The sequence below is a fragment of the Sphingomonas eleionomae genome, assembly GCF_049889035.1.
GTDB lineage: Bacteria > Pseudomonadota > Alphaproteobacteria > Sphingomonadales > Sphingomonadaceae > Sphingomonas.
On sequence record NZ_JBLTWP010000004.1, the window covers coordinates 245,486 to 266,363 of the forward strand.

General features: G+C 66.6%; 22 protein-coding genes and 1 tRNA gene. 19 read left to right on the forward strand and 4 right to left on the reverse strand.

Annotation, left to right across the window (positions count from 1 at the left end; genetic code table 11):
• The first annotated feature begins 46 nt into the window (after positions 1 to 46).
• Together lptB and rpoN are read left to right on the forward strand one after the other, a co-directional pair.
• Complete coding sequence (gene lptB / locus ACNI3Q_RS12395; RefSeq protein ID WP_426277114.1) at positions 47 to 832, forward strand: LPS export ABC transporter ATP-binding protein; 786 nt, start codon at positions 47 to 49, stop codon at positions 830 to 832.
• Between the two features lie 114 nt (positions 833 to 946).
• Complete coding sequence (gene rpoN / locus ACNI3Q_RS12400) at positions 947 to 2,467, forward strand: RNA polymerase factor sigma-54 (protein WP_426277116.1); 1,521 nt, start codon at positions 947 to 949, stop codon at positions 2,465 to 2,467.
• Between the two features lie 39 nt (positions 2,468 to 2,506).
• Here rpoN and ACNI3Q_RS12405 read toward each other — a convergent pair whose 3' ends face one another.
• Positions 2,507 to 3,232: an NAD-dependent deacylase gene (locus ACNI3Q_RS12405; protein ID WP_426277118.1), complete on the reverse strand. Its 726-nt coding sequence runs from the start codon at positions 3,230 to 3,232 to the stop codon at positions 2,507 to 2,509.
• Between the two features lie 175 nt (positions 3,233 to 3,407).
• The gene (locus ACNI3Q_RS12410) at positions 3,408 to 4,268 is read right to left on the reverse strand and encodes an MBL fold metallo-hydrolase (protein WP_426277120.1); all 861 of its coding nucleotides are present in this window, start codon (positions 4,266 to 4,268) and stop codon (positions 3,408 to 3,410) included.
• Between the two features lie 64 nt (positions 4,269 to 4,332).
• Here ACNI3Q_RS12410 and ACNI3Q_RS12415 point away from each other — a divergent pair, with 64 nt between their 5' ends.
• The 7 genes from ACNI3Q_RS12415 (at position 4,333) to ACNI3Q_RS12445 (ending at position 8,116) form a co-directional block, all read left to right on the forward strand.
• A complete protein-coding gene (locus tag ACNI3Q_RS12415) occupies positions 4,333 to 4,665 on the forward strand; it encodes an ArsR/SmtB family transcription factor (protein WP_426277122.1) in 333 nt (110 codons plus the stop codon).
• Positions 4,665 to 5,180 carry a rhodanese family protein gene (locus tag ACNI3Q_RS12420; protein WP_426277124.1) on the forward strand — a complete coding sequence of 172 codons (516 nt, stop codon included), beginning with the start codon at positions 4,665 to 4,667 and terminating at the stop codon, positions 5,178 to 5,180. The genes ACNI3Q_RS12415 and ACNI3Q_RS12420 overlap by 1 nt, the downstream gene beginning before the upstream one ends.
• 4 nt (positions 5,181 to 5,184) lie before the next feature.
• Complete coding sequence (locus ACNI3Q_RS12425; RefSeq protein WP_426277126.1) at positions 5,185 to 5,949, forward strand: sulfite exporter TauE/SafE family protein; 765 nt, start codon at positions 5,185 to 5,187, stop codon at positions 5,947 to 5,949.
• Positions 5,950 to 6,185: 236 nt separating this feature from the next.
• Positions 6,186 to 6,914 carry a 4-hydroxy-tetrahydrodipicolinate reductase gene (gene dapB / locus ACNI3Q_RS12430; RefSeq protein ID WP_426277128.1) on the forward strand — a complete coding sequence of 243 codons (729 nt, stop codon included), beginning with the start codon at positions 6,186 to 6,188 and terminating at the stop codon, positions 6,912 to 6,914.
• Positions 6,911 to 7,582, forward strand: coding sequence for an endonuclease III (gene nth / locus ACNI3Q_RS12435; protein WP_426277130.1), 672 nt, complete (start codon positions 6,911 to 6,913; stop codon positions 7,580 to 7,582). The genes dapB and nth overlap by 4 nt, the downstream gene beginning before the upstream one ends.
• 3 nt (positions 7,583 to 7,585) lie before the next feature.
• Positions 7,586 to 7,993 carry a hypothetical protein gene (locus tag ACNI3Q_RS12440; protein ID WP_426277132.1) on the forward strand — a complete coding sequence of 136 codons (408 nt, stop codon included), beginning with the start codon at positions 7,586 to 7,588 and terminating at the stop codon, positions 7,991 to 7,993.
• Between the two features lie 46 nt (positions 7,994 to 8,039).
• Positions 8,040 to 8,116, forward strand: a tRNA-Arg gene (locus ACNI3Q_RS12445).
• Between the two features lie 10 nt (positions 8,117 to 8,126).
• Here the strand turns inward: ACNI3Q_RS12445 and ACNI3Q_RS12450 are convergent.
• Together ACNI3Q_RS12450 and ACNI3Q_RS12455 are read right to left on the reverse strand one after the other, a co-directional pair.
• A complete protein-coding gene (locus tag ACNI3Q_RS12450) occupies positions 8,127 to 8,810 on the reverse strand; it encodes a gluconate 2-dehydrogenase subunit 3 family protein (RefSeq protein WP_426277134.1) in 684 nt (227 codons plus the stop codon).
• A complete protein-coding gene (locus ACNI3Q_RS12455; protein WP_426277136.1) occupies positions 8,810 to 10,474 on the reverse strand; it encodes a GMC oxidoreductase in 1,665 nt (554 codons plus the stop codon). Before ACNI3Q_RS12455 ends, ACNI3Q_RS12450 begins: the two co-directional genes overlap by 1 nt.
• 376 nt (positions 10,475 to 10,850) lie before the next feature.
• On the opposite strand from ACNI3Q_RS12455, the gene ACNI3Q_RS12460 reads away from it, so the two are divergent.
• From ACNI3Q_RS12460 to ACNI3Q_RS12505, 10 genes are all read left to right on the forward strand, one after another.
• Positions 10,851 to 11,402, forward strand: a complete 552-nt coding sequence (locus tag ACNI3Q_RS12460; protein ID WP_426277138.1) for a gluconate 2-dehydrogenase subunit 3 family protein — start codon at positions 10,851 to 10,853, stop codon at positions 11,400 to 11,402.
• 63 nt (positions 11,403 to 11,465) lie between these two features.
• A complete protein-coding gene (locus tag ACNI3Q_RS12465) occupies positions 11,466 to 13,145 on the forward strand; it encodes a GMC family oxidoreductase (protein ID WP_426277140.1) in 1,680 nt (559 codons plus the stop codon).
• The gene (locus ACNI3Q_RS12470; protein ID WP_426277142.1) at positions 13,145 to 14,089 is read left to right on the forward strand and encodes a TIM barrel protein; all 945 of its coding nucleotides are present in this window, start codon (positions 13,145 to 13,147) and stop codon (positions 14,087 to 14,089) included. Before ACNI3Q_RS12465 ends, ACNI3Q_RS12470 begins: the two co-directional genes overlap by 1 nt.
• Positions 14,086 to 15,132, forward strand: coding sequence for a sugar phosphate isomerase/epimerase family protein (locus tag ACNI3Q_RS12475; protein ID WP_426277144.1), 1,047 nt, complete (start codon positions 14,086 to 14,088; stop codon positions 15,130 to 15,132). Before ACNI3Q_RS12470 ends, ACNI3Q_RS12475 begins: the two co-directional genes overlap by 4 nt.
• 19 nt (positions 15,133 to 15,151) lie before the next feature.
• The gene (locus ACNI3Q_RS12480) at positions 15,152 to 16,486 is read left to right on the forward strand and encodes an MFS transporter (protein ID WP_426277146.1); all 1,335 of its coding nucleotides are present in this window, start codon (positions 15,152 to 15,154) and stop codon (positions 16,484 to 16,486) included.
• Positions 16,483 to 17,397: a hydroxypyruvate isomerase family protein gene (locus tag ACNI3Q_RS12485; RefSeq protein WP_426277148.1), complete on the forward strand. Its 915-nt coding sequence runs from the start codon at positions 16,483 to 16,485 to the stop codon at positions 17,395 to 17,397. The genes ACNI3Q_RS12480 and ACNI3Q_RS12485 overlap by 4 nt, the downstream gene beginning before the upstream one ends.
• A 23-nt stretch (positions 17,398 to 17,420) precedes the next feature.
• Positions 17,421 to 18,227, forward strand: a complete 807-nt coding sequence (locus ACNI3Q_RS12490; RefSeq protein ID WP_426277150.1) for a 3-keto-disaccharide hydrolase — start codon at positions 17,421 to 17,423, stop codon at positions 18,225 to 18,227.
• Positions 18,224 to 19,420, forward strand: coding sequence for a Gfo/Idh/MocA family protein (locus tag ACNI3Q_RS12495; RefSeq protein WP_426277152.1), 1,197 nt, complete (start codon positions 18,224 to 18,226; stop codon positions 19,418 to 19,420). Before ACNI3Q_RS12490 ends, ACNI3Q_RS12495 begins: the two co-directional genes overlap by 4 nt.
• A gap of 135 nt (positions 19,421 to 19,555) precedes the next feature.
• Entirely contained in the window at positions 19,556 to 19,954 is a 399-nt protein-coding gene (locus ACNI3Q_RS12500) for a c-type cytochrome (RefSeq protein WP_426277154.1), read from the forward strand.
• Positions 19,955 to 20,000: 46 nt separating this feature from the next.
• A complete protein-coding gene (locus ACNI3Q_RS12505) occupies positions 20,001 to 20,864 on the forward strand; it encodes a sugar phosphate isomerase/epimerase family protein (RefSeq protein ID WP_426277156.1) in 864 nt (287 codons plus the stop codon).
• The last annotated feature ends 14 nt before the right edge of the window (positions 20,865 to 20,878 follow it).

The following is a 20,878-nucleotide window of genomic DNA, read 5'->3' on the forward strand; positions in this document are numbered from 1 at the left end:
CGACAAAGCGCGGGCTGAACCGCGCCAGCGCAGGACGGACGAACGCATGAACGACATAGTCGCGCCGGTTGCGGCCGATGTCTCCTCGCAACAGGCGGAGCAGATCGTGGACGATGGTCTGTCCGTCGTTTCGATCGCCAAGGCGTATGACAAGCGCAGCGTCCTGTCCGATGTGTCGCTGAACGTCGGCAAGGGCGAGGTGATCGGCCTGCTCGGTCCCAATGGCGCGGGCAAGACGACGTGCTTTTATTCGGTGATGGGCCTGGTGAAGCCGGATGCCGGGCGCATCCTGCTGGACGGCACGGATATCACCGGCCTGCCTATGTATCGCCGCGCGGTGCTTGGCCTGGGCTATCTGCCTCAGGAAACGTCGATTTTTCGCGGCCTGTCGGTGGAAAAGAACATCCTTGCCGTGCTGGAACTGGCCGAGCCGGACAAGGACCGGCGTCAGGCGCGGCTGGACCAGTTGCTGGACGAATTCGGGCTGACCCGGCTGCGCGCCAGCCCGTCCATGGCGCTGTCCGGCGGGGAGCGGCGGCGGGCGGAAATCGCGCGCGCGCTGGCGGCCAATCCGACGATCATGCTGCTGGACGAGCCGTTTGCCGGCATCGACCCCATCTCGATCGCGGACATCCGCGATCTGGTCAAGGACCTGAAGACGCGCGGCATCGGCGTGCTGATCACTGATCACAACGTGCGCGAGACGCTGGAAATCGTCGATCGCGGCTACATCATCTATGACGGCCGCGTGCTGTTCAGCGGATCGCCCGCAGAACTGGTCGCGGATGCCAATGTCCGCCGCCTGTATCTGGGCGAGGGTTTTTCGTTGTGAATGTGTTTGCCGGAGGGCGGCGCCAGCCCGCTCCCCCACCCGGCCACCCATCGGCAGGATATTCTGAAATGGGTGGCCGGGTGGGGGAGCGGGCCGGCGCCGTGTCCAGCTAGAATGTCGCTCGCGCCGCGCCTCGACCTGCGCCAGACGCAATCGCTGGTGATGACGCCGCAGCTGCAGCAGGCGATCCGCCTGCTGGCGCTGTCCAATCTGGAGATCGAGGGGTTCATTGCCGAGGAGCTGGAAAAGAACCCGCTGCTCGACGCGCAGTCAGGCGATGATGATGGCTCGTCGGGTGGCCAGATCGAGCTGCCGCCCGAACTGATCGTCGATCCGGCCGAACCGCGCGACGGCCCGGCCGATGCCAGCGAACTGCTAGCCAGCGGGGGCGGCGCGGACGAGGCGGCGCTGGACGTCGATTTCACGGCCGAGACGTTTCACCACGACAGCGCGTCGGATTCCATCGGCGGGCTGGACGGCGGCCTGTCGGTATCCGGCGTCAGCGGCGCGGGGCCGGAGGACGGGCCGGACCTGGATGCGATTGCCGGTGCCGATATCTCGCTGTCCGATCACCTGTTGTCCCAGGCGGGGCAGTCGGTGTCGGGCGCGGACCTGTTCATCGCCGCGCATCTGATCGATCAGATCGACGAGTGCGGATACCTGACCGTATCGCTGCTGGACGTGGCCAACCGGCTGGGCGTACCGCTGGTCCGGGTGGAGGCGGTACTCGCCATCATCCAGACGTTCGATCCGTCGGGCGTGGGCGCGCGCAATCTGGCCGAATGTCTGGCGATCCAGGCGCGGGAGGCGGACCGTTATGATCCGTGCATGGCGCGGCTGATCGACAATCTGGACCTGCTGGCGCGCGGGCAGATCGCCCAGCTGAAGCGGATGTGCGGCGTCGATGACGAGGACATGGCCGACATGATCCGCGAATTGCGCGGGTATGACCCAAAGCCCGGCTGTCGATACAGCGGGGAATCGGCACAGGCGGTGACGCCCGACGTGTACGTTTCCCGCCGGGGGGCCGGATGGGCGGTCGAGATCAATTCGGCGACGCTGCCTCGGCTGCTGGTCAATCGCAGCTATTATGCCGAATTGTCGGGCAGCGCGGGCAAGGACAAGGCGGGCAGGGCGTGGCTGTCGGATTGCCTGGCCAGCGCCAACTGGCTGGTCAAGGCGCTGGATCAGCGGCAGCGGACGATCATCAAGGTGGCGACCGAGATCGTGAAGCAGCAGGAGGCGTTTTTCCTGCACGGCGTCGCGCATCTGCGCCCGCTGACGCTGGCGCGGGTGGCCGAAGCGATCGAGATGCATGAATCGACCGTCAGCCGCGTGACGAGCAACAAATATCTGAGCTGTGCCCGGGGCCTGTTCGAGCTCAAATATTTCTTCACCAGCGCGATCCAGTCGGCGGACGGCGGCGACGCCGTTTCGGCCGAGGCGGTGAAGGCCGCGATCCGCACGCTGATCCAGGCGGAGGACCCGAAAAAGATCCTGTCCGACGACACGCTGGTCGAGATGCTGAACGCCAAGGGGTTCGACATCGCGCGGCGCACCGTCGCCAAGTATCGCGAGGCGATGGGCATCGGCAGTTCGGTCCAGCGGCGGCGGCAAAAGGCGCTGGGGGGATAGCGTGCTGCTGACGGGCGGCAGGCTCATGCTTCGACAGGGTCAGCATGAGCGGGCCGGGGTGGCCGCACCAAGCATTTCCTCCACCCAGGCGGGCACCAGTTCGCCGGCGGGCCCCATGCGGCTTTCGTGGAAGAAGATGCTGCCCGCCGAGGGATCGAGGTTCATTTCCAGCGTGCGGGCGCCGACATAGCGCGCGGTCTGGACAAAGCCCGCAGCCGGATAGACCGCGCCGGAAGTGCCGATGGAAACGAACAGATCGGCATCGCGGATCGCGGTTTCGATTGCGTCCATCCGGTAGGGGATTTCGCCGAAGAACACGATGTCGGGACGGAGCGCCGGTGCTGTGCAGGCGGGGCATGGCGTACCCGGCGGCAGGTCGCCATGATGCGGCTGGCGATGATCGCAGGCGGCGCACAGGGCGGATTTCAGCTCGCCATGCATATGGATCAGGCGGCGGGATCCGGCCCGTTCGTGCAGATCGTCGACATTCTGGGTGACAAGCAGCAGGTCGCCGGGCCATTCGGCGTCGAGCCGGGCAAGCGCGTGGTGGGCCGCGTTCGGTTCGACGGTAGCCAGCGCGGCGCGGCGCAGATCATAGAACCGGTGGACGAGATCGGGGTCTGCGGCCAGCGCGTGTGGTGTGCAGACATCCTCGACCCGGTGCCCCTCCCACAAGCCGCCGGGGCCGCGAAAGGTGGCGATCCCGCTTTCGGCGGAGATGCCAGCCCCGGTCAGGATGACGATGGATCGGAGGTCGCTTGTCATGGCCGACGGCTGACAGTTTTGACACATTGAACGGGTTTTGCACGCAGGACGACTGTCAAGCGTGAGGGTTTCGCTGCGGTGCGACTGGCGGGGCGGGGGGCGGAGCGCGGCAGGGGCATGGACGCAGTTAAGCAGGCCAAATCCAACATTGCGAGCGTCCCCTGCACCCGACCCGTCAGATCGCGTTGAGGGGGATGCGCAGATAGACCTGACCCGTGGGCGAGGGCGGCGGCATGGCACCAGCGCGAATGTTCACTTGCAGGGAAGGCAGGATCAGGCGCGGGGCGTCGAGCCGGGCGTCGCGGGCGGTGCGCATGGCGACAAAGTCCGCCTCGCCGACCCCGTCATGGACATGGATGTTATGCGCGCGCTGATCGCCGACCGTCGTTTCAAACGCATGGTCGGTACGCGAGGGCGGCAGATAGTCATGGCCGACGAACATCCGGGTTTCGGGGGGCAGGGCGAGCAGCCGCCGGATCGAGCGATACAGCATCGCCGCATCGCCGCCGGGAAAGTCCGCGCGGGCGGTGCCATAGTCCGGCATGAACAGCGTGTCGCCGACGAACAGCGCATCGCCGACATGATAGCTGACACAGGCGGGGGTGTGGCCCGGCGTATGGATCACATGGATGGTCAGATCGCCGAGCGGCAGGGTGTCGCCATCGCCGACCAGCCGGTCGAAGGCGCTGCCGTCCGGGGTCACATCGTCCGCGTCGAACAGCGGGGCGAAAATCTGCTGCACGTCAGCGATATGGCCACCAATGACGATGGGCGCGCCGGTGCGTCCGCGCAGCCAGTGCGCCGCCGAGAGGTGATCGGCATGGGCGTGCGTTTCGAGCAGCCACTGCACCGTCAGGCCATGGTCGCGGACATGAGCGAGCAGCGCATCGGCGCTGGCCGTCGCGGTGCGGCCATTGTTGGGCGTGAAATCCAGCACGGGGTCGATGATCGCGGCCATGCGGGTTGCGGGATCGTGCACGACATAGCTGACCGTGTTGGTGGCGGCATCGAAAAAGCCGTGGACGATGGGGGGCATGAGCAGTCTCCTTGGTCATCATATTAGGGATTGCTAAATTAGAATCAAGTGATATCTCTCGGCCATGCTTGACCTGACCCGTTTCGACCGCGCCCTGTTTGAAGCCAGCGCTTCGCGTGCCGCGGCGCTACTCCGCCTGCTCGCCAATGAACGGCGGCTGATGGTGCTGTGCCAGCTGGCCGATGGCGGCGAATTGCCGGTGAGCGAATTGCAGCGCCGCGTCGGCATCAGCCAGTCGGCGCTGTCCCAGCATCTGGCGATGCTGCGCGAGGACGGGGTGCTGGCCACGCGGCGAGAGGGACAGGTGATCCATTACCGGATCGCCGATCCCGCCGCGCTGAAGGTGATGGGCACGCTGGCCGAGATCTATTGTCCCCCCGACCCGGAGTGCGTGTGATGACCCTGATTTCCCTGAGCCCCGAACAGGCCCGTGCCCGGATGGATGCCGGGCAGGCCGTGCTGATCGACATTCGGGAAGCGGACGAGTTTGCCCGCCGCCATGTGCCGGGTGCGCTGTCGCGGCCATTGTCCGCCGGACAATTCGCCGCACCGGCCGGGGCAGAGGCGATCTTTACCTGTCGGACGGGCATGCGGACGGCAGGGGCGTGCAACCGGCTGGCCGCCGCGGTGCCGGGCAATGCCTATGTGCTGGCGGGCGGCGTCGATGCGTGGGAACAGGCCGGACTGCCGGTTGTCACCGATGCGAAGGCACCGCTGGAGATCATGCGGCAGGTGCAGATCGCGGCAGGATCGCTGGTCCTGATCGGTGTCCTGCTGGGCCTGCTCGTGGCGCCGGGATGGTTCGGGCTGGCGGCGTTTGTCGGCGCTGGCCTGACCTTTGCGGGTGTTACCGGCTTTTGCGGCATGGCACGCCTGATGATGCTGGCCCCGTGGAACCGCCGGACGGCCTGATGCGATGGATGCGCCCGAAACCCTGATGCTGGCGGCGCTGGGCGGGGCGCTGGTCGGCCTGTTGCTGACGCTGTTCGGCGGGGGCGGGTCGGTGCTGGCGACGCCGTGGCTGATCTATGTCGTGGGCGTTGCCGACACGCATCTGGCGATCGGCACATCGGCAGCGGCGGTGGCGGTGAATGCTGCCGTCGGCCTGACGGCACAGGCACGGTCGGGGACAGTGAAATGGCCGTGCGCCAGCGTGTTTGCTGTGGCGGGGCTGGCGGGTGCGATGATCGGTGCGGAAATCGGCAAGCGCACCGATGGCGCGGCGCTGCTCAACTGGTTTGCGCTGGCGATGATCGCGATTGCGGTGTCGATGATGATCCCGCGCAGGAGCGAGGGCGATCCGGCCGTGCACCTGTCCCCTGCCATGGTGCCGAAACTGGCGCTGGCGGGGCTGGGCGCGGGGCTGGCCGCCGGGTTTTTCGGCATCGGGGGCGGGTTCCTGATCGCGCCGGGCCTGATGGCGGCGACGGGCATGACGATCGCCAATGCCGCGGCATCCAGCCTGGTGTCGGTGACCCTGTTCGGCGGCGCGACCAGCGCCAGCTATGCCCTGTCCGGGTCGGTCGACTGGGCGCTGTTCGGCGCGCTGGTGGCGGGCGGGGCGCTGGGTACCGTGGCGGCGATGCCGATGGTGCGGTGGCTGGCGGCCCGTGCAGGTGTGGCGCGGCGGCTGTTCGCGCTGATGATCATGGCGGTGGCGGGCGCGATCCTGATCGGCTGAGCGGGGCGGGCTGTGCCCGCCGACTGGCTCAGGACGCACGGGGGGCAAACCGGCCAATATTTCCGCCCATCGTCATGCCGGAGTTGTTCCGGCATCCAGCGCGCAGCATCAGGCGGAATAGCGAGGAATGGACTGGACCCCGGCACAAGGCCGGGGTGACGGGCGGGAACATCCGGTCTTGGGTCGTTCTTTCCCCGCTGCTATGTCGCCCCCGATCGCAGCAGATAGGGACGTGCATGACCGGCATCGGCATTTTCGGAGCGGACGGGCGCATGGGGCTGGCCATCGCGGCGGTGGCGGAGCGCATGGGCGTGGCCATTGCGGGCCGCGGCGATGCGGGCAGCGACCCGGTGGCGGTGGCGGCGGTGGCGGACGTGCTCATCGATTTTTCGGTCCCCGCCGCGCTTGAGGCCAATCTGCGGGCGGCGCAGGGTGCGGGCAAGCCGATCCTGATCGGCACAACCGGGCTGGACGAGGCGCATCATGCGATGATCGACGCCGCCGCGGCCGAGATTGCGGTGCTGCAGACGGGCAATACCTCGCTGGGCGTCACGCTGCTGACCGATCTGGTGCGGCAGGCGGCGGCGCGGCTGGGCGAGGGATGGGATATCGAGATCGTCGAGGCGCATCACAGCGCCAAGCGCGACGCGCCGTCGGGCACCGCACTGATGCTGGGCGAGGCGGCGGCCGAGGGGCGCGGGACGACGGTGGCGGCAGCGGGCGTGATGGGCCGCATGGGAATGACCGGCGCGCGGGAGGCGGGGACGATCGGTTTTGCCAGCGTGCGCGGCGGATCGATCCCGGGCGACCACAGCGTCATCATCGCCGGGCCGGACGAGGTGATCGAGCTGAACCACCGTGCCTATGACCGCACGATCTTTGCGCGCGGGGCCGTGCGCGGGGCGGTGTGGCTGACGGGCAAGGCGGCCGGGCGGTACACGATGCAGGACGTGCTGGCGCGTTGAAGAAAGCGGACGTCATCGCGTTTTACGAGGTGCTGGCGGCGGCGAATCCGGCGCCGGAAACCGAGCTTGCCTATGGCAATCATTTCCAGCTGCTTGTCGCGGTCGTCCTGTCGGCGCAGTCGACGGATGTGGGGGTAAACAAGGCGACGCGGCGATTGTTCGCCGAGGTGCATACGCCCGAGCAGATGGTCGCGCTGGGCGAGGATGGGCTGAAGCAGCATATCAAGACCATCGGCCTGTTCAATGCCAAGGCGAAGAATGTCATCGCCCTGTCCGAAGCGCTGATCCGCGATCATGGCAGCGAGGTGCCGAATGACCGTGATGCGCTGGAGGCGTTGCCTGGCGTGGGGCGCAAGACGGCGAATGTCGTGATGAACTGTGCGTTCGGCGCCGAGACGTTCGCGGTGGATACGCATATCTTTCGCGTGGGCAACCGAACCGGCCTGGCCAAGGGCAAGACGGTGCTGGCGGTGGAAAAGAAGCTGGACAAGGCAACGCCCGCGCCGTTCCGACTGCACGCCCATCACTGGCTGATCCTGCATGGCCGCTATGTCTGCAAGGCGAGAACGCCCGAATGCTGGCGATGCGACGTTGCGGCATTCTGTGCGTTCAAGCCCAAAACGCCGCCGCCAGCGGCAAAGCGCAGGACGACGGCAAAGGAGGGCTGAACGATGCGTGCCATCATTCCGATCGCACTGATGCTGACCACCGCCGGATGCGCCACCGCGCGCGATCAGGCCGGTGCGGAACAGCAGGCGGCCGATGTCCGCCCCGCCGCGACCCCGACGGGCGATCCGGTCAACTGCATCTCGACCATCCGCCTGCGCCAGTCGCACGTCCGGTCCGACCGGGTGATCGATTTCGAGATGCTGGGCGGCAAGATGTATCGAAACACCTTGCCCAACCGCTGTCCGTTGCTGGGATCGGAGCGGCGCTTTTCCTATGAGACGCGGATCAACCAGCTGTGTTCGGTGGACATCATCCGCGTGCTGAGCGTGCAGGCGGCCGGGTTGCAGCCGCTGGGCGCGTGCGGCCTGGGCCAGTTCCAGCCTGTGAAGCTGGAAGGACAAAGCCGCTAAAACAGGCTGGCGCGGCGCGGAATGCTCTGCTAACCGGCCTGTCCACGCACCCATAGCTCAGCTGGATAGAGCGCTGCCCTCCGAAGGCAGAGGCCAGAGGTTCGAATCCTCTTGGGTGCGCCATTACTTCCGATCAGACGGGCGGCAGGCCCAGTTTCTCCAGCACACCGCGCAGATGGGCCAGCGCCTCTGGCGTGGGGCCGGGATAGGGGCCGGTGGTCGGCGTGTTGCCCAGATAGCCGATCTGTTGCCAGCCCTCTTCGGTCGAATAATAGGCGAGCAGTGCGATCGAGCGCACCCGGTCGAAGAACCGTGCCGCCTGTTCCAGCCCGGGCTTTACCCGGCCGCGAAAGGCGATGTCGTCGCAGATCGCGGCGCGCTGGGCATTGGTGACGGCGGCAAAGGGCTTGCCGAAGCGGGCGGTGCTTTCGGCATCGATCCAGGCAAGGCCGGGGACGATCAGCGACCGGTCGCCCTGCTGAGCCGGATAGGGCGCGCTGATCCATTCATCGACGAACGCCGGGACGCCGAGCGCGGAGGCGGCGCTGGCGCCGATGGCGGGTTCGGCAGGCAGCATCATGTCGACCAGCGCGGTCGTCGCCGCGCGTTCCGCCGCCGTCATGGTGAGCGGCCACGGCACCTTGGGATCCAGCAGGTCGGGATCGCCGCCATAACCGGGCGCGGTGATCGGGGGCAGGGCGTCCGAAGGCCATTTCACCCCCTGAAGCCCCATGCCGTTGGCGGCGGCGGGCAGGCTGGCCATCGCTGCCGCGAGCCAGGCGATCGTCGTGCGGCGATCCATCACGGGTCCGGTCATCACAATTCCCCCTGACGCAGGCGCGTGGCGACATGATCGGCGGTGCGCATGGAGAGTGCCATGATCGTCAGCGTCGGATTCTTGTGCGCCTTTGACGCAAAGACCGATCCGTCCGCCAGATAGAGATTGTCGACATCCCAGCAGCGGCCATAGCTGTCAGTCACCGACGTGCGGCGATCGCTGCCCATGCGGGCGGTGCCGACTTCGTGAATGATCTCTCCGCCCTTTGCCAGGCTGCGGTCGACTGGCCCCGCGTCGTGCAGCCGGCCGCCCATGGCAGTGACCAGATCGCCGACCGCCTGTCGGAAATGCTGCACCATGTTGCGCTCCTGATCGGTCTGGCCGAAATGGAATTTCAGCACCGGGATGCCGAACTTGTCCTTGGCCACCGGATCGATTTCGCACCAGCTTTGCGCGTTGGGGATCATTTCGCCGCGCAGGGCAAAACCGATGCCGGTGCCGTAATAGCGCCAGGCGTCGCGGCGGAGCGACGGGCCATAGCCGTCCAGGCTCATCATCCCCGGTTCGCCGAACCCGCCATATAGTTCAATATGATAGCCGCGCGCGAAATTGAGCTTGCCCGCCTTCTGCTCCTGATACTGCCAGAAGGGGACATAGACATGGAGGCCCATGGCCCCGTCCTCGTTATAGCGGGGCCGCCCCTCCAGCGCGGGAAAGCTGGCCGACAGGTTCGATCCGACCGTGTCCATCAGGTTTCGACCGACCTGGCCGCTGGAATTGGCCAGCCCCTCCGACCGGCCCGAAACCTTGGTATTGAGGAGGATGCGGGCGGTTTCGCCCGTGCTGGCGGACAGGATGACGACGCGGGCCTTTGCCTCGCGCTGGGCGCGGGTCTTGCGGTCGATATAGCGGACGCCCGATGCCTTGCCGGTGCGATCCACCATGACTTCAAAGACCATGGCGTCGGTCTGCACCGTCAGCTTGCCGGTGGCCCTGGCATAGGGGATCAGCGAGGTCGTCATCTGAAACGCCGCGCCGATGGCACAGCCGCGCCCGCAATCCGACGCCCAGTAACAGGGCTGGCGATCATCGACCTGCCGCGTCAGCACGGCGCGGCGGGCGGGAATGACGGGCATCCCGACCCTTGCCCCGCCGGATTTCAGGAACAGTTCCCATGCCCGCGGCTTTGGCGGATCGTGCAGCACACCCGGTCCGCTGTCCGGATGGTTTTCCAGCCCCGGATTGTCGCCATAGACGCCGACGACCGTTTCGGTTCGATCGTACCAGGGCGCCATTTCCTCGTAGGACACCGGCCAGTCCACCCCCAGCCCGTCGCGGCTGAACGGTTTGAAGTCATACGGCCCCATGCGGAAGGAATTGCGGCCCCAGTGATTGGTGCGGCCGCCCAGCATCCGGTTGCGCCACCACAGGAAATCGGTGCCCTCCGCCTTGGTATAGGGCTCGCCCGGAATGTCCCATCCACCATCGACGGCGGCCAGATAATAACCGAAATCCTTGTCCGGCGTGCCCACCCCGCGCAGCGGCGCATCGCGCGAGGGGCTGAGCATCGGAGCCTCGTTCGGGTCATAGTCCCGGCCAGCCTCCAGCATCAGGACGCGCGCACCGGCCCGGGTCAGCATCCATGCCGCCATGCCGCCGCCCGCACCCGATCCGACGACGATCGCGTCATAGCTTTCCTGCATGGCGTCCTTTCCCCCGGCATTGACCTGTGGCTGCTGATGACAGCCTTGTCAGGCATGGATCAGCCGAACAGCAGCGGCCGTCAACCCGGCTTGGCAGGGATCCGGCATGCCGATCGCACGAAAACGGACGCCACCGGATCGTCACGCGACAGGAACGATCCCCGGAGGCCGGTCGTGCATACCAATTCTTTTTTGCCGATCCGACGATAGCATTTGGCCCGCTGGACAGACCGCCCTAAAGCATATGTATTAGTACGGTGTGCGGCCGGGATGGTATGACAATGATGTCAACCATGGATATCGGCGATTTTGGCCAGGACGATGTGCCCGGTTTCCAGGATCGGGCGACGCGCCGGGCGGAATGAGGGAGAGAGGCATGGTTGATCGGCGATTGGTGTTGGGCGGGTTGATGGCATCGCTGGGTGCATCCGTCTTTGCGCCGCTGGCACGGGCGGAAGCGGCGGGCGTGCTGGTCGGCCACGCAATGCCCGACACCCCCGTCTTCAATGACGCGCAGCGCGCGCTGCTGGCCGAACTGGGCGAGCGGATCATTCCGACGACCGACACGCCGGGGGCAAAGGCCGCCGAAGTGCACGCCTATATCGAGCAGTTGCTGGCCGAATGGGCGATGCCGGACGAGGCAGGGCTGATCAAGGCGGGGCTGGATGCCGTCGATGCCAAGTCGCGTGCGGATTTCGGCAAGCCCGCCACGGCGATCGAGCCGGCGCAGCTCGACGGCCTGCTGACCCAGGCGATGAACGGCACGCTGGGCGACCGCGCCTTTTTCCCCGCGCTGAAGCAGATGGTGATTACGGGATATTACACGTCGGAAATCGGCGTCACCGTGGAGCGCAGCTATCTGCCGGTGCCGGGCAAGTATGACGGCGCCTATCCCTATGCCGAAGTCGGGCGCGTCTTTTCCGCCTGAACCATTTCCCCCGCGATGGCCAATGGCCCGCAAATGCAATTCATGAAGAAGGTTTGAGAGCAGATGGCGACGACGAACCGGTATGACGCGATCGTTGTGGGATCGGGTGTCAGTGGCGGATGGGCGGCCAAGGAGCTGACCGAAAAGGGGCTGAAGGTCCTGGTGCTCGATCGCGGCGTGATGGTGGAGCACGGCAATTACGATTATGACGGCAAGCCGCCGTTCGAGATTCCGGCCCGCGACCGGATGCCGGCCCGCGAGCTGAAGAGCGACTATTTCATCGCGCGGCACGGCTATGTCTCGCCGGGCATGAAGAAGCATTACAACAACGACCGGCTGAACCCCTATGCCTACGAGGACGGGGACAAGTTCTACTGGATCCGGCCGGGCGCGGTGGGCGGCAAGTCGCTGATCTGGGGCCGCTGGTCGTTCCGCTGGGCACCCATCGATTTCGAGGCGAACAAGCGCGACGGGCACGGGCTGGACTGGCCGATCCGGTACGAAGACCTTGAGCCGTGGTACAGCTATGTCGAGAAATATGCGGGCATTTCGGGTTCGCGCGAAAACCTGTCCTATCTGCCCGACAGCGAGTTTCAGCCGCCCATTCCGATGAACGTCGCCGAGACGTGGCTGAAGGGCAAGCTGGAGAGCGCCTATCCGGGCCGCAAGCTGATCAATTGCCGCGTGTCGAACATGACCGAGGACAAGCCCGATCAGGGCCGGACCAAGTGCCAGTTCCGCAATCAGTGCGGCCGCGGCTGTTCGTTTGGCGCGTATTTTTCCAGCCAGGCGGTGACGCTGCCGGCCGCGCAGGCGACCGGCCGGATGACGCTGCGGTCCGATGCGCTGGTCACCAACCTGATCTATGACGCCAAGAAGAAGCGGGCGACCGGCGTGCGGGTGGTCGATACGCAGACCGGCCAGGCGGAAATCATCAATGCCCGGCTGATCATGATGGCCGCGTCCACCGCCGCGACGGTGCAGATCCTGATGAATTCGCGCGCCGAGGGCAGCGAGCGGAGCCATTTCGATACCAGCGGCACGCTGGGCCGGTATCTGATGGACCATATCTTCCGCACCCATGCCTCTGGCGAGGTGCCGGGCAATCTGGACCTGATCGAATATGGCCGTCGCCCCGGCGGCGTCTATATCCCGCGCTTCCGCAACCTGGAGGGTGATGACGGCCTCGGCTTCCGCCGCGGCTATGGCTATCAGGGTTCGGCCAGCCGGTCGCCGCTGATGAAGCCGGGCTTTGGTGCGGACATGAAGCACGGGATGCGCGGCTATGGCCCGTGGATGTTCGGCATGACCGCGTTCGGCGAATGTCTGCCCTATGAAGACAATCGCATGACGTTGCACCCGACCAAGAAGGACCGGTTCGGGATGCCGCAGGTGCAGTTCAACGTCACGTTCCGCGAGAACGAGTTGAAGCTGATCGAGGATGCGCGTCAGCAGGGCGAGGCGATGCTGAAGGCGGCGGGCCTGATCAACGTCACCTCCGGCCGGCAGGAGCACGTGCCAGGCGACGGCATCCACGAAATGGGCGGGGCGCGCATGGGCGCCGATCCGCGCCAGTCGGTGACCGACAAGCACAGCCGCCTGCACGACGCGGAAAATGTCTATGTCGTCGACGGGTCGCAGATGACGTCGATTTCCTGCGTCAACCCGTCGCTGACCTTCATGGCGCTGTCCGCCCGCGCGTCGGACCATGCGGTCAAGGCGATCAAGGCCGGCCGCATCTGATGCCGGATGCGAACGCGTTCGACCCCGCCGTCGACGGCCGCCCGATAATCGGGCGGCGGCAGGCCATCGGGCTTGCCGGAGCGGCCGTGGCGGCGGGCATGGCGCCATCGATTGCGATGGCGGCGGCCCGCCCGGGCCTGTCCGGATGGGCCGTCAATGTCGATACCTGGTGGCGGGACCGCCCGTTGGAGCAGCGCATCGACGCGGCGGCCGCGATGGGATTCGACAAGATCGAGATCTGGGGCGTGGAAGCGCCCAAGCGCGACGCCGCAGCCATTGCGCGCCAGTGCCGCGATGCGGGCATTTCGATCGTCCAGTTCACCGCCGTGCCGCAGAAGATCGCCGATCCCGCCCAGACCGAGCGGCAGTTTCTGGACGCGGTGAAGCAGACGCTGGATTTCGGCGTGACGCTCAATTCCCGGATGGCCACTGTGGTCGGGCATCAGGCGATCGAGGGCGTCCGCTATGCCGATGCCCTCGCCCGGTATCAGGACCGGCTGGCGCTGGCTGCGCCCTTGGCGGAAAAGGCGGCGCTGACGCTGATCGTCGAACCGTTCAACCCGCGCGATCATCTGGGCTTTTTCCTGTACGGATCGGACGACGCGCTGAAGGTGATGCGCGGGATCAACAGCCCGGCGCTGAAACTGAACTGGGACCTGTTCCACATGCAGCGGGCCGAGGGCGACCTGATCGACCGGTTCCGCAAGGGGATCGACCAGATCGCATACGTCCAGATCGGCGATTCGCCCGCCCGCAACGAACCGGGGACGGGCGAGGTGGATTTCGGCCGCGTGCTGACCGCGGTGCGGCAGGCAGGCTATGCCGGGCCGATCGGCCTGGAATTTTTCCCCAGCAAGGGCAAGCCGGACCGGCAGCTGCGCAGCGAGCTGGAGGCACTGGCCCGGCAATTTGAACCGAATGGCAAGAAGGCAAAGACACGATGAAGGGTCCGGCGATTTTCCTGGCGCAGTTCATGTCGGACGAAGCGCCGTTCAACACGCTGGCCTCTGCTGCGAAATGGATGGCCGAGGCGGGTTATGTGGGCGTGCAGATCCCGACATGGGATCCGCGCTGCATCGACCTGGCCAAGGCAGCTGAGAGCCAGGATTATTGCGACGAGATCGCCGGTATCTGCCGCGAGGCGGGGGTGGAGATCACCGAGCTGTCCACGCATCTTCAGGGTCAGCTGGTCGCCGTTCACCCCGCTTATGACACCGCGTTCGACGGCTTTGCGCCGGAAGGCGTGCGCGGCAACCCGTCGGCGCGCCAGCAATGGGCGGTGGAGCAGCTTCATCTGGCGGCAAAGGCCAGCCGCCGCCTTGGCCTGAACGCCCATGCGACCTTTTCCGGGGCGCTGGCCTGGCCCTATCTCTATCCCTGGCCGCAGCGGCCGGCGGGGCTGGTCGAAGAGGCGTTCGGCGAGCTGGCCAAGCGGTGGCGGCCGATCCTGGATGCGTTCGATGAACAGGGCGTCGATGTCGCCTATGAAATCCATCCGGGCGAGGACCTGCACGACGGCGTGACCTATGAGCGGTTCCTGGCGCTGGTCGACAATCACCCGCGCGCCAACATCCTGTTCGACCCCAGCCATTATGTGCTGCAGGCGCTGGACTACCTGTCGTTCATCGACATTTATCACGAGCGCATCCGCATGTTCCATGTGAAGGATGCCGAGCTGAACCCCACCGGCCGGTCGGGCGTCTATGGCGGGTTTCAGGACTGGGTGGACCGGCCGGGCCGGTTCCGGTCGCTGGGCGACGGACAGGTCGATTTCGGGGGCATCTTCTCGAAACTGACGCAATATGGCTATCAGGGCTGGGCCGTTCTGGAATGGGAATGCTGTCTGAAGCACCCGGAGGACGGGGCGCGGGAAGGCGCACCATTCATCGCCGCGCACATGATCCGGCGGCCGGAACGCGCATTCGACGATTTCGCGGCGGGCAGCGATCCCGCCGTCAACCGCAAGCTGCTCGGCCTGGACGGCTGAACAAGGGGCGGGCCGCACAATGGACAAGACGATGATGGGGGAAGGTGCAGTGAGCGAAGGCGTATTTGATCGGTCGCGGTTATTCTGGCTGAGCGTCATGGCGCTGTTTACCGCCGCTGCCGGACTGGCGCTGCGCGGGGCGATCGCCGGCGGGCTGAAGACGGAATGGATCGACCCCGTCGCCCCGTTGCAGGCGGGCGAGCTGATCGCGGGCGCGCTGGGCGCGGCGTTCCTGGGCTTTGCCATCACCCTGTTCGTCACCAGCGCGCTGCTCGACCAGATCGGGATGAAGCGGATGCTGCTGGGCAGCGGTCTGTGCTTCATCATCGGCACGGCGGCGATCGCACTGGCCGGCACCATCGCCAGCGGCATGACAATCTATTGGATCGTGTGGTTCGGGATGCTGGTCAGCGGCATCGGCTGGGGCCTGTGCGAGGCGGCTATCAACCCGCTGACCGCCCAAATCTATCCCGAAGAGGCGACCCACCGGCTGAACGTGCTGCACGCATGGTTCCCCGGCGGCATCATCATCGGCGGGCTGCTGGGCTTTTTCCTGGGCGATGCGCTGCCATGGCAGGCGATCATCGGTCTGACCATCATTCCGGCGATCATCACCGTGGCGATGGCGGCGACCACCCGATTCCCGCCGCCGCTGCGCGCGCAGAGCGGGGTGTCGTTCGGCGAGATGATGGGCGAGGTGTTCCGCCGCCCCAGCTTCTTCATCTGGTTCGGCGCCATGTTCCTGACCGCCGCGTCGGAGCTGGCTCCCGGTCAGTGGATCGACGTGGCGCTGACCAACCGGGTGGGGATGCGGGGCATCCTGCTCCTCGTGTACGTCAACGCGCTGATGTTCGTGTTCCGCCACTTTGCGGGCCGTCTGGCGAACAAGATTTCCAATCCCGGCCTGCTCTGGCTGTCCAGCCTGCTGGCCATGATCGGGCTGTATATGCTGTCGCTGGCCCAGTCGCCTGCGGCCGCGATTGCCGCATCGACCGTCTGGGGCCTGGGCGTCTGTGTGATGTGGCCGACCATGCTGGCGTCGGTGGCGGAACGCTATCCGCGCGGCGGCGCCTGGGCCATGGGTCTGGTCGGTTCGGCGGGGGCGCTGGCTAGCTATGTCGTGCTGCCGCGCCTGGGCGCCATGTATGACGAGGCGAAGATCAGCTTTGCCGGCGGGGCGGATGCCTATGCCGCGCTGGTCGGCGAGGCGAAGCTGGCGGTCGAGGATCTGGCGGCATCGGCATCGTTCCAGCGACTGGCGATCCTGCCGCTGATCCTGCTGGTCGTGTTCGGCATCGTGATCCTGCGCGAACGGGGCAAGACGCGCGCGCAGCTGGCGGGCGAGGCGGCGTGACCCTTAGCCGCCGGGCGATCCTGGCCACCGGACTGGGCGCGGCGGGTGCCGCCGCTGCCCTGCCCGTGGCGCAGGACAAGACGCCATCGGCGGCCAGGTTGGCGCTCAATTTTGCGCCGCATCAGGGCAGCTTTGCCAGCAGGGGCAGCCTGATCGATCAGATCGCCTTTGCCGCCGATCAGGGCTTTCGCGGCTGGGAGGATAACGAGGCAGGCAAGCGGCCCGTCGCCGAACAGGAGGCGATGGCCCGGGCACTGGCCCGGCACGGCATGACGATGGGCGTGTTCGTCGCATCGCTGCCGCAATGGTCGACATTCCAGCCGGTGCTGGGCGGCGAGGACGATGCGCCGCGTCAGGCGTTTCTGGCCGATATCCGTGCGGCGGTGGACGTGGCGAAGCGGCTGAACGCGAAATGGACGACGGTGGTGCCGGGGTTCGTGGACCCACGCGTGCCGATGGACATTCAGACCGCGCGGATCATCGAGGTGATGCGCCGCGCCGCCGACATCATGGCCCCGCACGGGATCGTGATGGTGATGGAGCCGCTGAACACCCGCACCGATCACCCGCGGGTGTTCCTGCAGACCATTGCGCAGGGCTATGCGCTGGCAACCGCGGTGAACAGCCCGTCGGTCAAGGTGCTGGCGGACCTATATCATGAGCAGATTCAGTCCGGGAACCTGATCCGCGCGCTGGAAGCGTGCTGGGACCAGATCGCCTATCTGCAATTCGGCGACAATCCGGGCCGCAAGGAACCGGGCACGGGCGAGATCAACTATGCCAATATCTGTGCCTGGCTGAAGGCGCGGAGCTATGCCGGCGTGATCGGCATGGAACATGGCAATTCGGTAGCCGGCCGTGCGGGCGAGGATCGGCTGATCGCCGCCTATCGCACGATCAACCCGGCCTGAGCGGGACGGACAAGGAGGAAGATGTGAAGCGTTGGACAATCGCGGCCGTCACGGCGTTGACGGTGACGGGGGCGGCCAGCCTGGCCGCGGCGCAGGACAAGCCCGGGTTCCGGGACACCCCGATGCTGCCCGGCGGCAAGTGGCACGTGCATGATCCCGATCGCCCCGCACCGACCGTGGTGACACCCGGCCCGGTGGTCGGGGCGCCGCCATCGGATGCGGTCGTGCTGTTCGATGGAAAGTCGACCGATGCGTGGACCACGACGGGCATCCCGTGGCTGGTCAAGGACGGGGCGCTGACCGTGCCGCCGCGCGTGGGGGGCAAGGACAGCACGCTGATCAGCAAGCAGGGGTTCGGCGACGTTCAGCTGCACCTGGAATTCCGTTCCCCCAACCCGCCCCAGCGCACGTCGCAGGACCGGGGCAATAGCGGCATATCGTTCATGCAGCGATATGAGGTGCAGGTGCTCGACGGTTATCAGAACCCGACCTATGCCGATGGCACGGTGGGGTCCATCTATGGCTGGAAACCGCCGCTGGTGAACCCGTCGCGCAAGCCGGGCGAATGGCAAAGTTACGACATCGTGTTCGAACGGCCGCGGTTTGATGCCGCGGGCAAGGTCGAACGGCCGGCCTATGTCACCGTGTTCCTGAACGGTGTGCTGGTACAGCATCGCCAGCGGATGCTGGGCACGACGGTGTGGCGCAAGGTCGCGACCTATGAGCCGCATGGCGATTCGCTGCCCATCCAGTTGCAGGATCATGATTCGCCGGTGTCGTTCCGCAACATCTGGGTCCGCCCGCTGAAGCTGGACGAGGCGGGCGAATGAGCGGCGCGACCCCAAGGCTGCGTTATGGCATGGTCGGTGGCGGCGAGGGCGCGTTCATCGGCGCGGTCCACCGCATCGCCGCCGCGATGGACGGCGAATGGGACCTGGTCGCCGGGGCGTTCAGCAGCGATGCCGCCCGCAACACCCGCTCGGCAGCGGCCGTCCATGTGGCCCCGGACCGCGCCTATCCCACGCTGGACGCGATGCTGGCGGGCGAGCAGGCGCTGCCGCCCGAACAGCGGATGCAGGCGCTGGCCATCGTGACGCCCAACCATCTGCACAAGCCGGCGGCCATTGCCGCGCTGGATGCGGGGTTTCACGTCTTTTCCGAAAAGCCGATGGCGCTCGACCTGGCCGAGGCGCTGGAGATCGAGGCGGCGGTTGCCCGGTCCGGGCGGCTCTATGGCCTGGCCTTTACCTATAGCGGCTATCCGCTGGTGGCCGAGGCGCGGGCGCGGATCGCACGCGGCGAACTGGGCCGCATCCGGCTGGTCGAGGTGGAATATCTGCAGGGCTGGCTGTCGACCGCGATCGATGCGGACGGACAGAAACAGGCCGAGTGGCGCACCGATCCCGCCCGTGCGGGGCTTGGCGGCTGTATCGGGGATATCGGCACCCACGCGTTTCAGCTGGCCGAGCATATCAGCGGTCTGTCGGTCGAGGCGGTGAGCGCGCAGTTGAGCATCCATGTGCCGGGCCGCAGGCTGGACGACGATGTCGCCGTGCTGATGCGGCTGGCGGGCGGGGCGACCGGCACGCTGCGCACCAGCCAGGTGGCGGCGGGCGAGGAAAACGGCCTGAAAATCCGCGTCTATGGCGAAAAGGGCGGGATGGAGTGGCGGCAGATGGAGCCGAACACGCTCGTCATCCGCTGGCACGACCGGCCGGTCGAGACGCTGCGCGCAGGCGGGCCGGGGCTGGACCCGCTGGCCATCGCGCGCCAGCGCACCCCATCCGGGCATCCGGAGGGGTATCTGGAGGCGTTCGCCAACCTGTATCGTGCGTTCGGCCGGTCGATCCATGCCGGGGCAAGCGCGACGCCGGCACCCGGATCGCCCGACTGGTTCCCCGGCATCACCGATGGCATCCGCACCATGACGTTCGTTCAGGCGGCGATCGCCAATTCGGCGGGCAATGACAAATGGACCGGGCTGGCCGATGTGGAGCGGCTGGCACGGCAGGGGGGACACTGATCCCCGCGGGCACCGGGATATTCAGGCGAGGGCAAGGCCCGCGTCCGTAACCCGGCGCAATGAAGACAAGGACTTGAGGCTGTACCCGCCGCACCGGGACAAGGTTGCGGAGGGCCAGCGCGAATGGAGGCAGACATGAAGAAGACCGTTCTTTCCGGGGCCGCGATCGCTGCGGCAATGACCATCGGCTTTACCGCCGCCAGCCAGGGCGGGGCGACGCAGGCGCAGCCGGGCCAGTCCGGCCAGACCGCGTTCGCCCAGTGCCGGGCGTGCCACACGGTGAACAAGGGCGGTGCCAACGGCGTCGGTCCCAATCTGAACGGTGTGGTCGGGCGCAAGGCGGCATCGGTCGCCGGGTTCAATTACAGCCCCGCGCTGAAGAAGTCGGGCATCACCTGGACCGAGGCAAAGCTGGACGCGTATCTGGCGAATCCTGCGGCGACCGTTCCGGGCACCAAGATGGTGATCCGCGTCAACGATGCGAACAAGCGCGCGGCGATCATCGCCTATCTGAAGGCCGAAGCCGCCAAGTGATCATTGATCCGCGCCGCCGGGCGGCCGGGTCCAACGGGAGGGACATATGAACACCACACGTCGTCAGATGCTGGCCGGGGCCGTCGCGGTCGGCGGGGCCGCCGCACTGGCCCCGGCCGCCTTTTCGCAGGCAACCGGAGGCGGCGCGATCAAGGGCGTCGGTCTGCAGCTTTACACCATCCGCGCGGCATTCGAGAAGGATCCTGTGGCGGCGCTGGAGCGGGTTGCGGCCATCGGCTATCGCGAGATCGAATATGGCGGCGGCGGGTATGACAAGCTGGACCCGGCCATGCTGCGCAAGACGCAGGACCGGCTGGGCCTGACCGCGCCGTCGCTGCATGTCGGTTATCAGCAGATCGTCGAACAGCCCGATCAGGTGATCGAGCGCGCCCGCGTGCTGGGCGCATCCGTCATCGTCGTCCCCTATGCCGAAGCGCCGCTGCGCGGGGCAGAGGCATGGCGCGGCCTGATCACCGGCCTGAACCGTTTTGGCGAGCGGTCGAAAAAGGCGGGCATCCAGCTGGCCTATCACAACCATGATTTCGAATTCACGGTGAAGCATGACGGGCGCAGCCTGTATGACCTGATGATCGCCGGGCGCGACCCCGCGCTGCTGAAGTTCGAGCTGGACCTGTTCTGGACCATTGCCGCGGGCCAGGATGTCAATGCGCTGATCGACCGGCTGGCAGGGGACATCGTCGCCTATCACGTCAAGGATCGCACCAAGGACGGGGTGATGGTGAGCGTGGGTGCCGGCGTCATCGATTTTGCCGCGATCTTCAAGCGGAACGCCAAGGCGGGCGTGCGCCACCTGTTCGTCGAGAACGATTTTGCGGCGACCCCCTATCGCCCGGACGAGTTTCCCAGCATCGAGTTCAGCTATGCCACGATGAAGGCGCTGGGCTATTGATCCGGCTCAGCGGG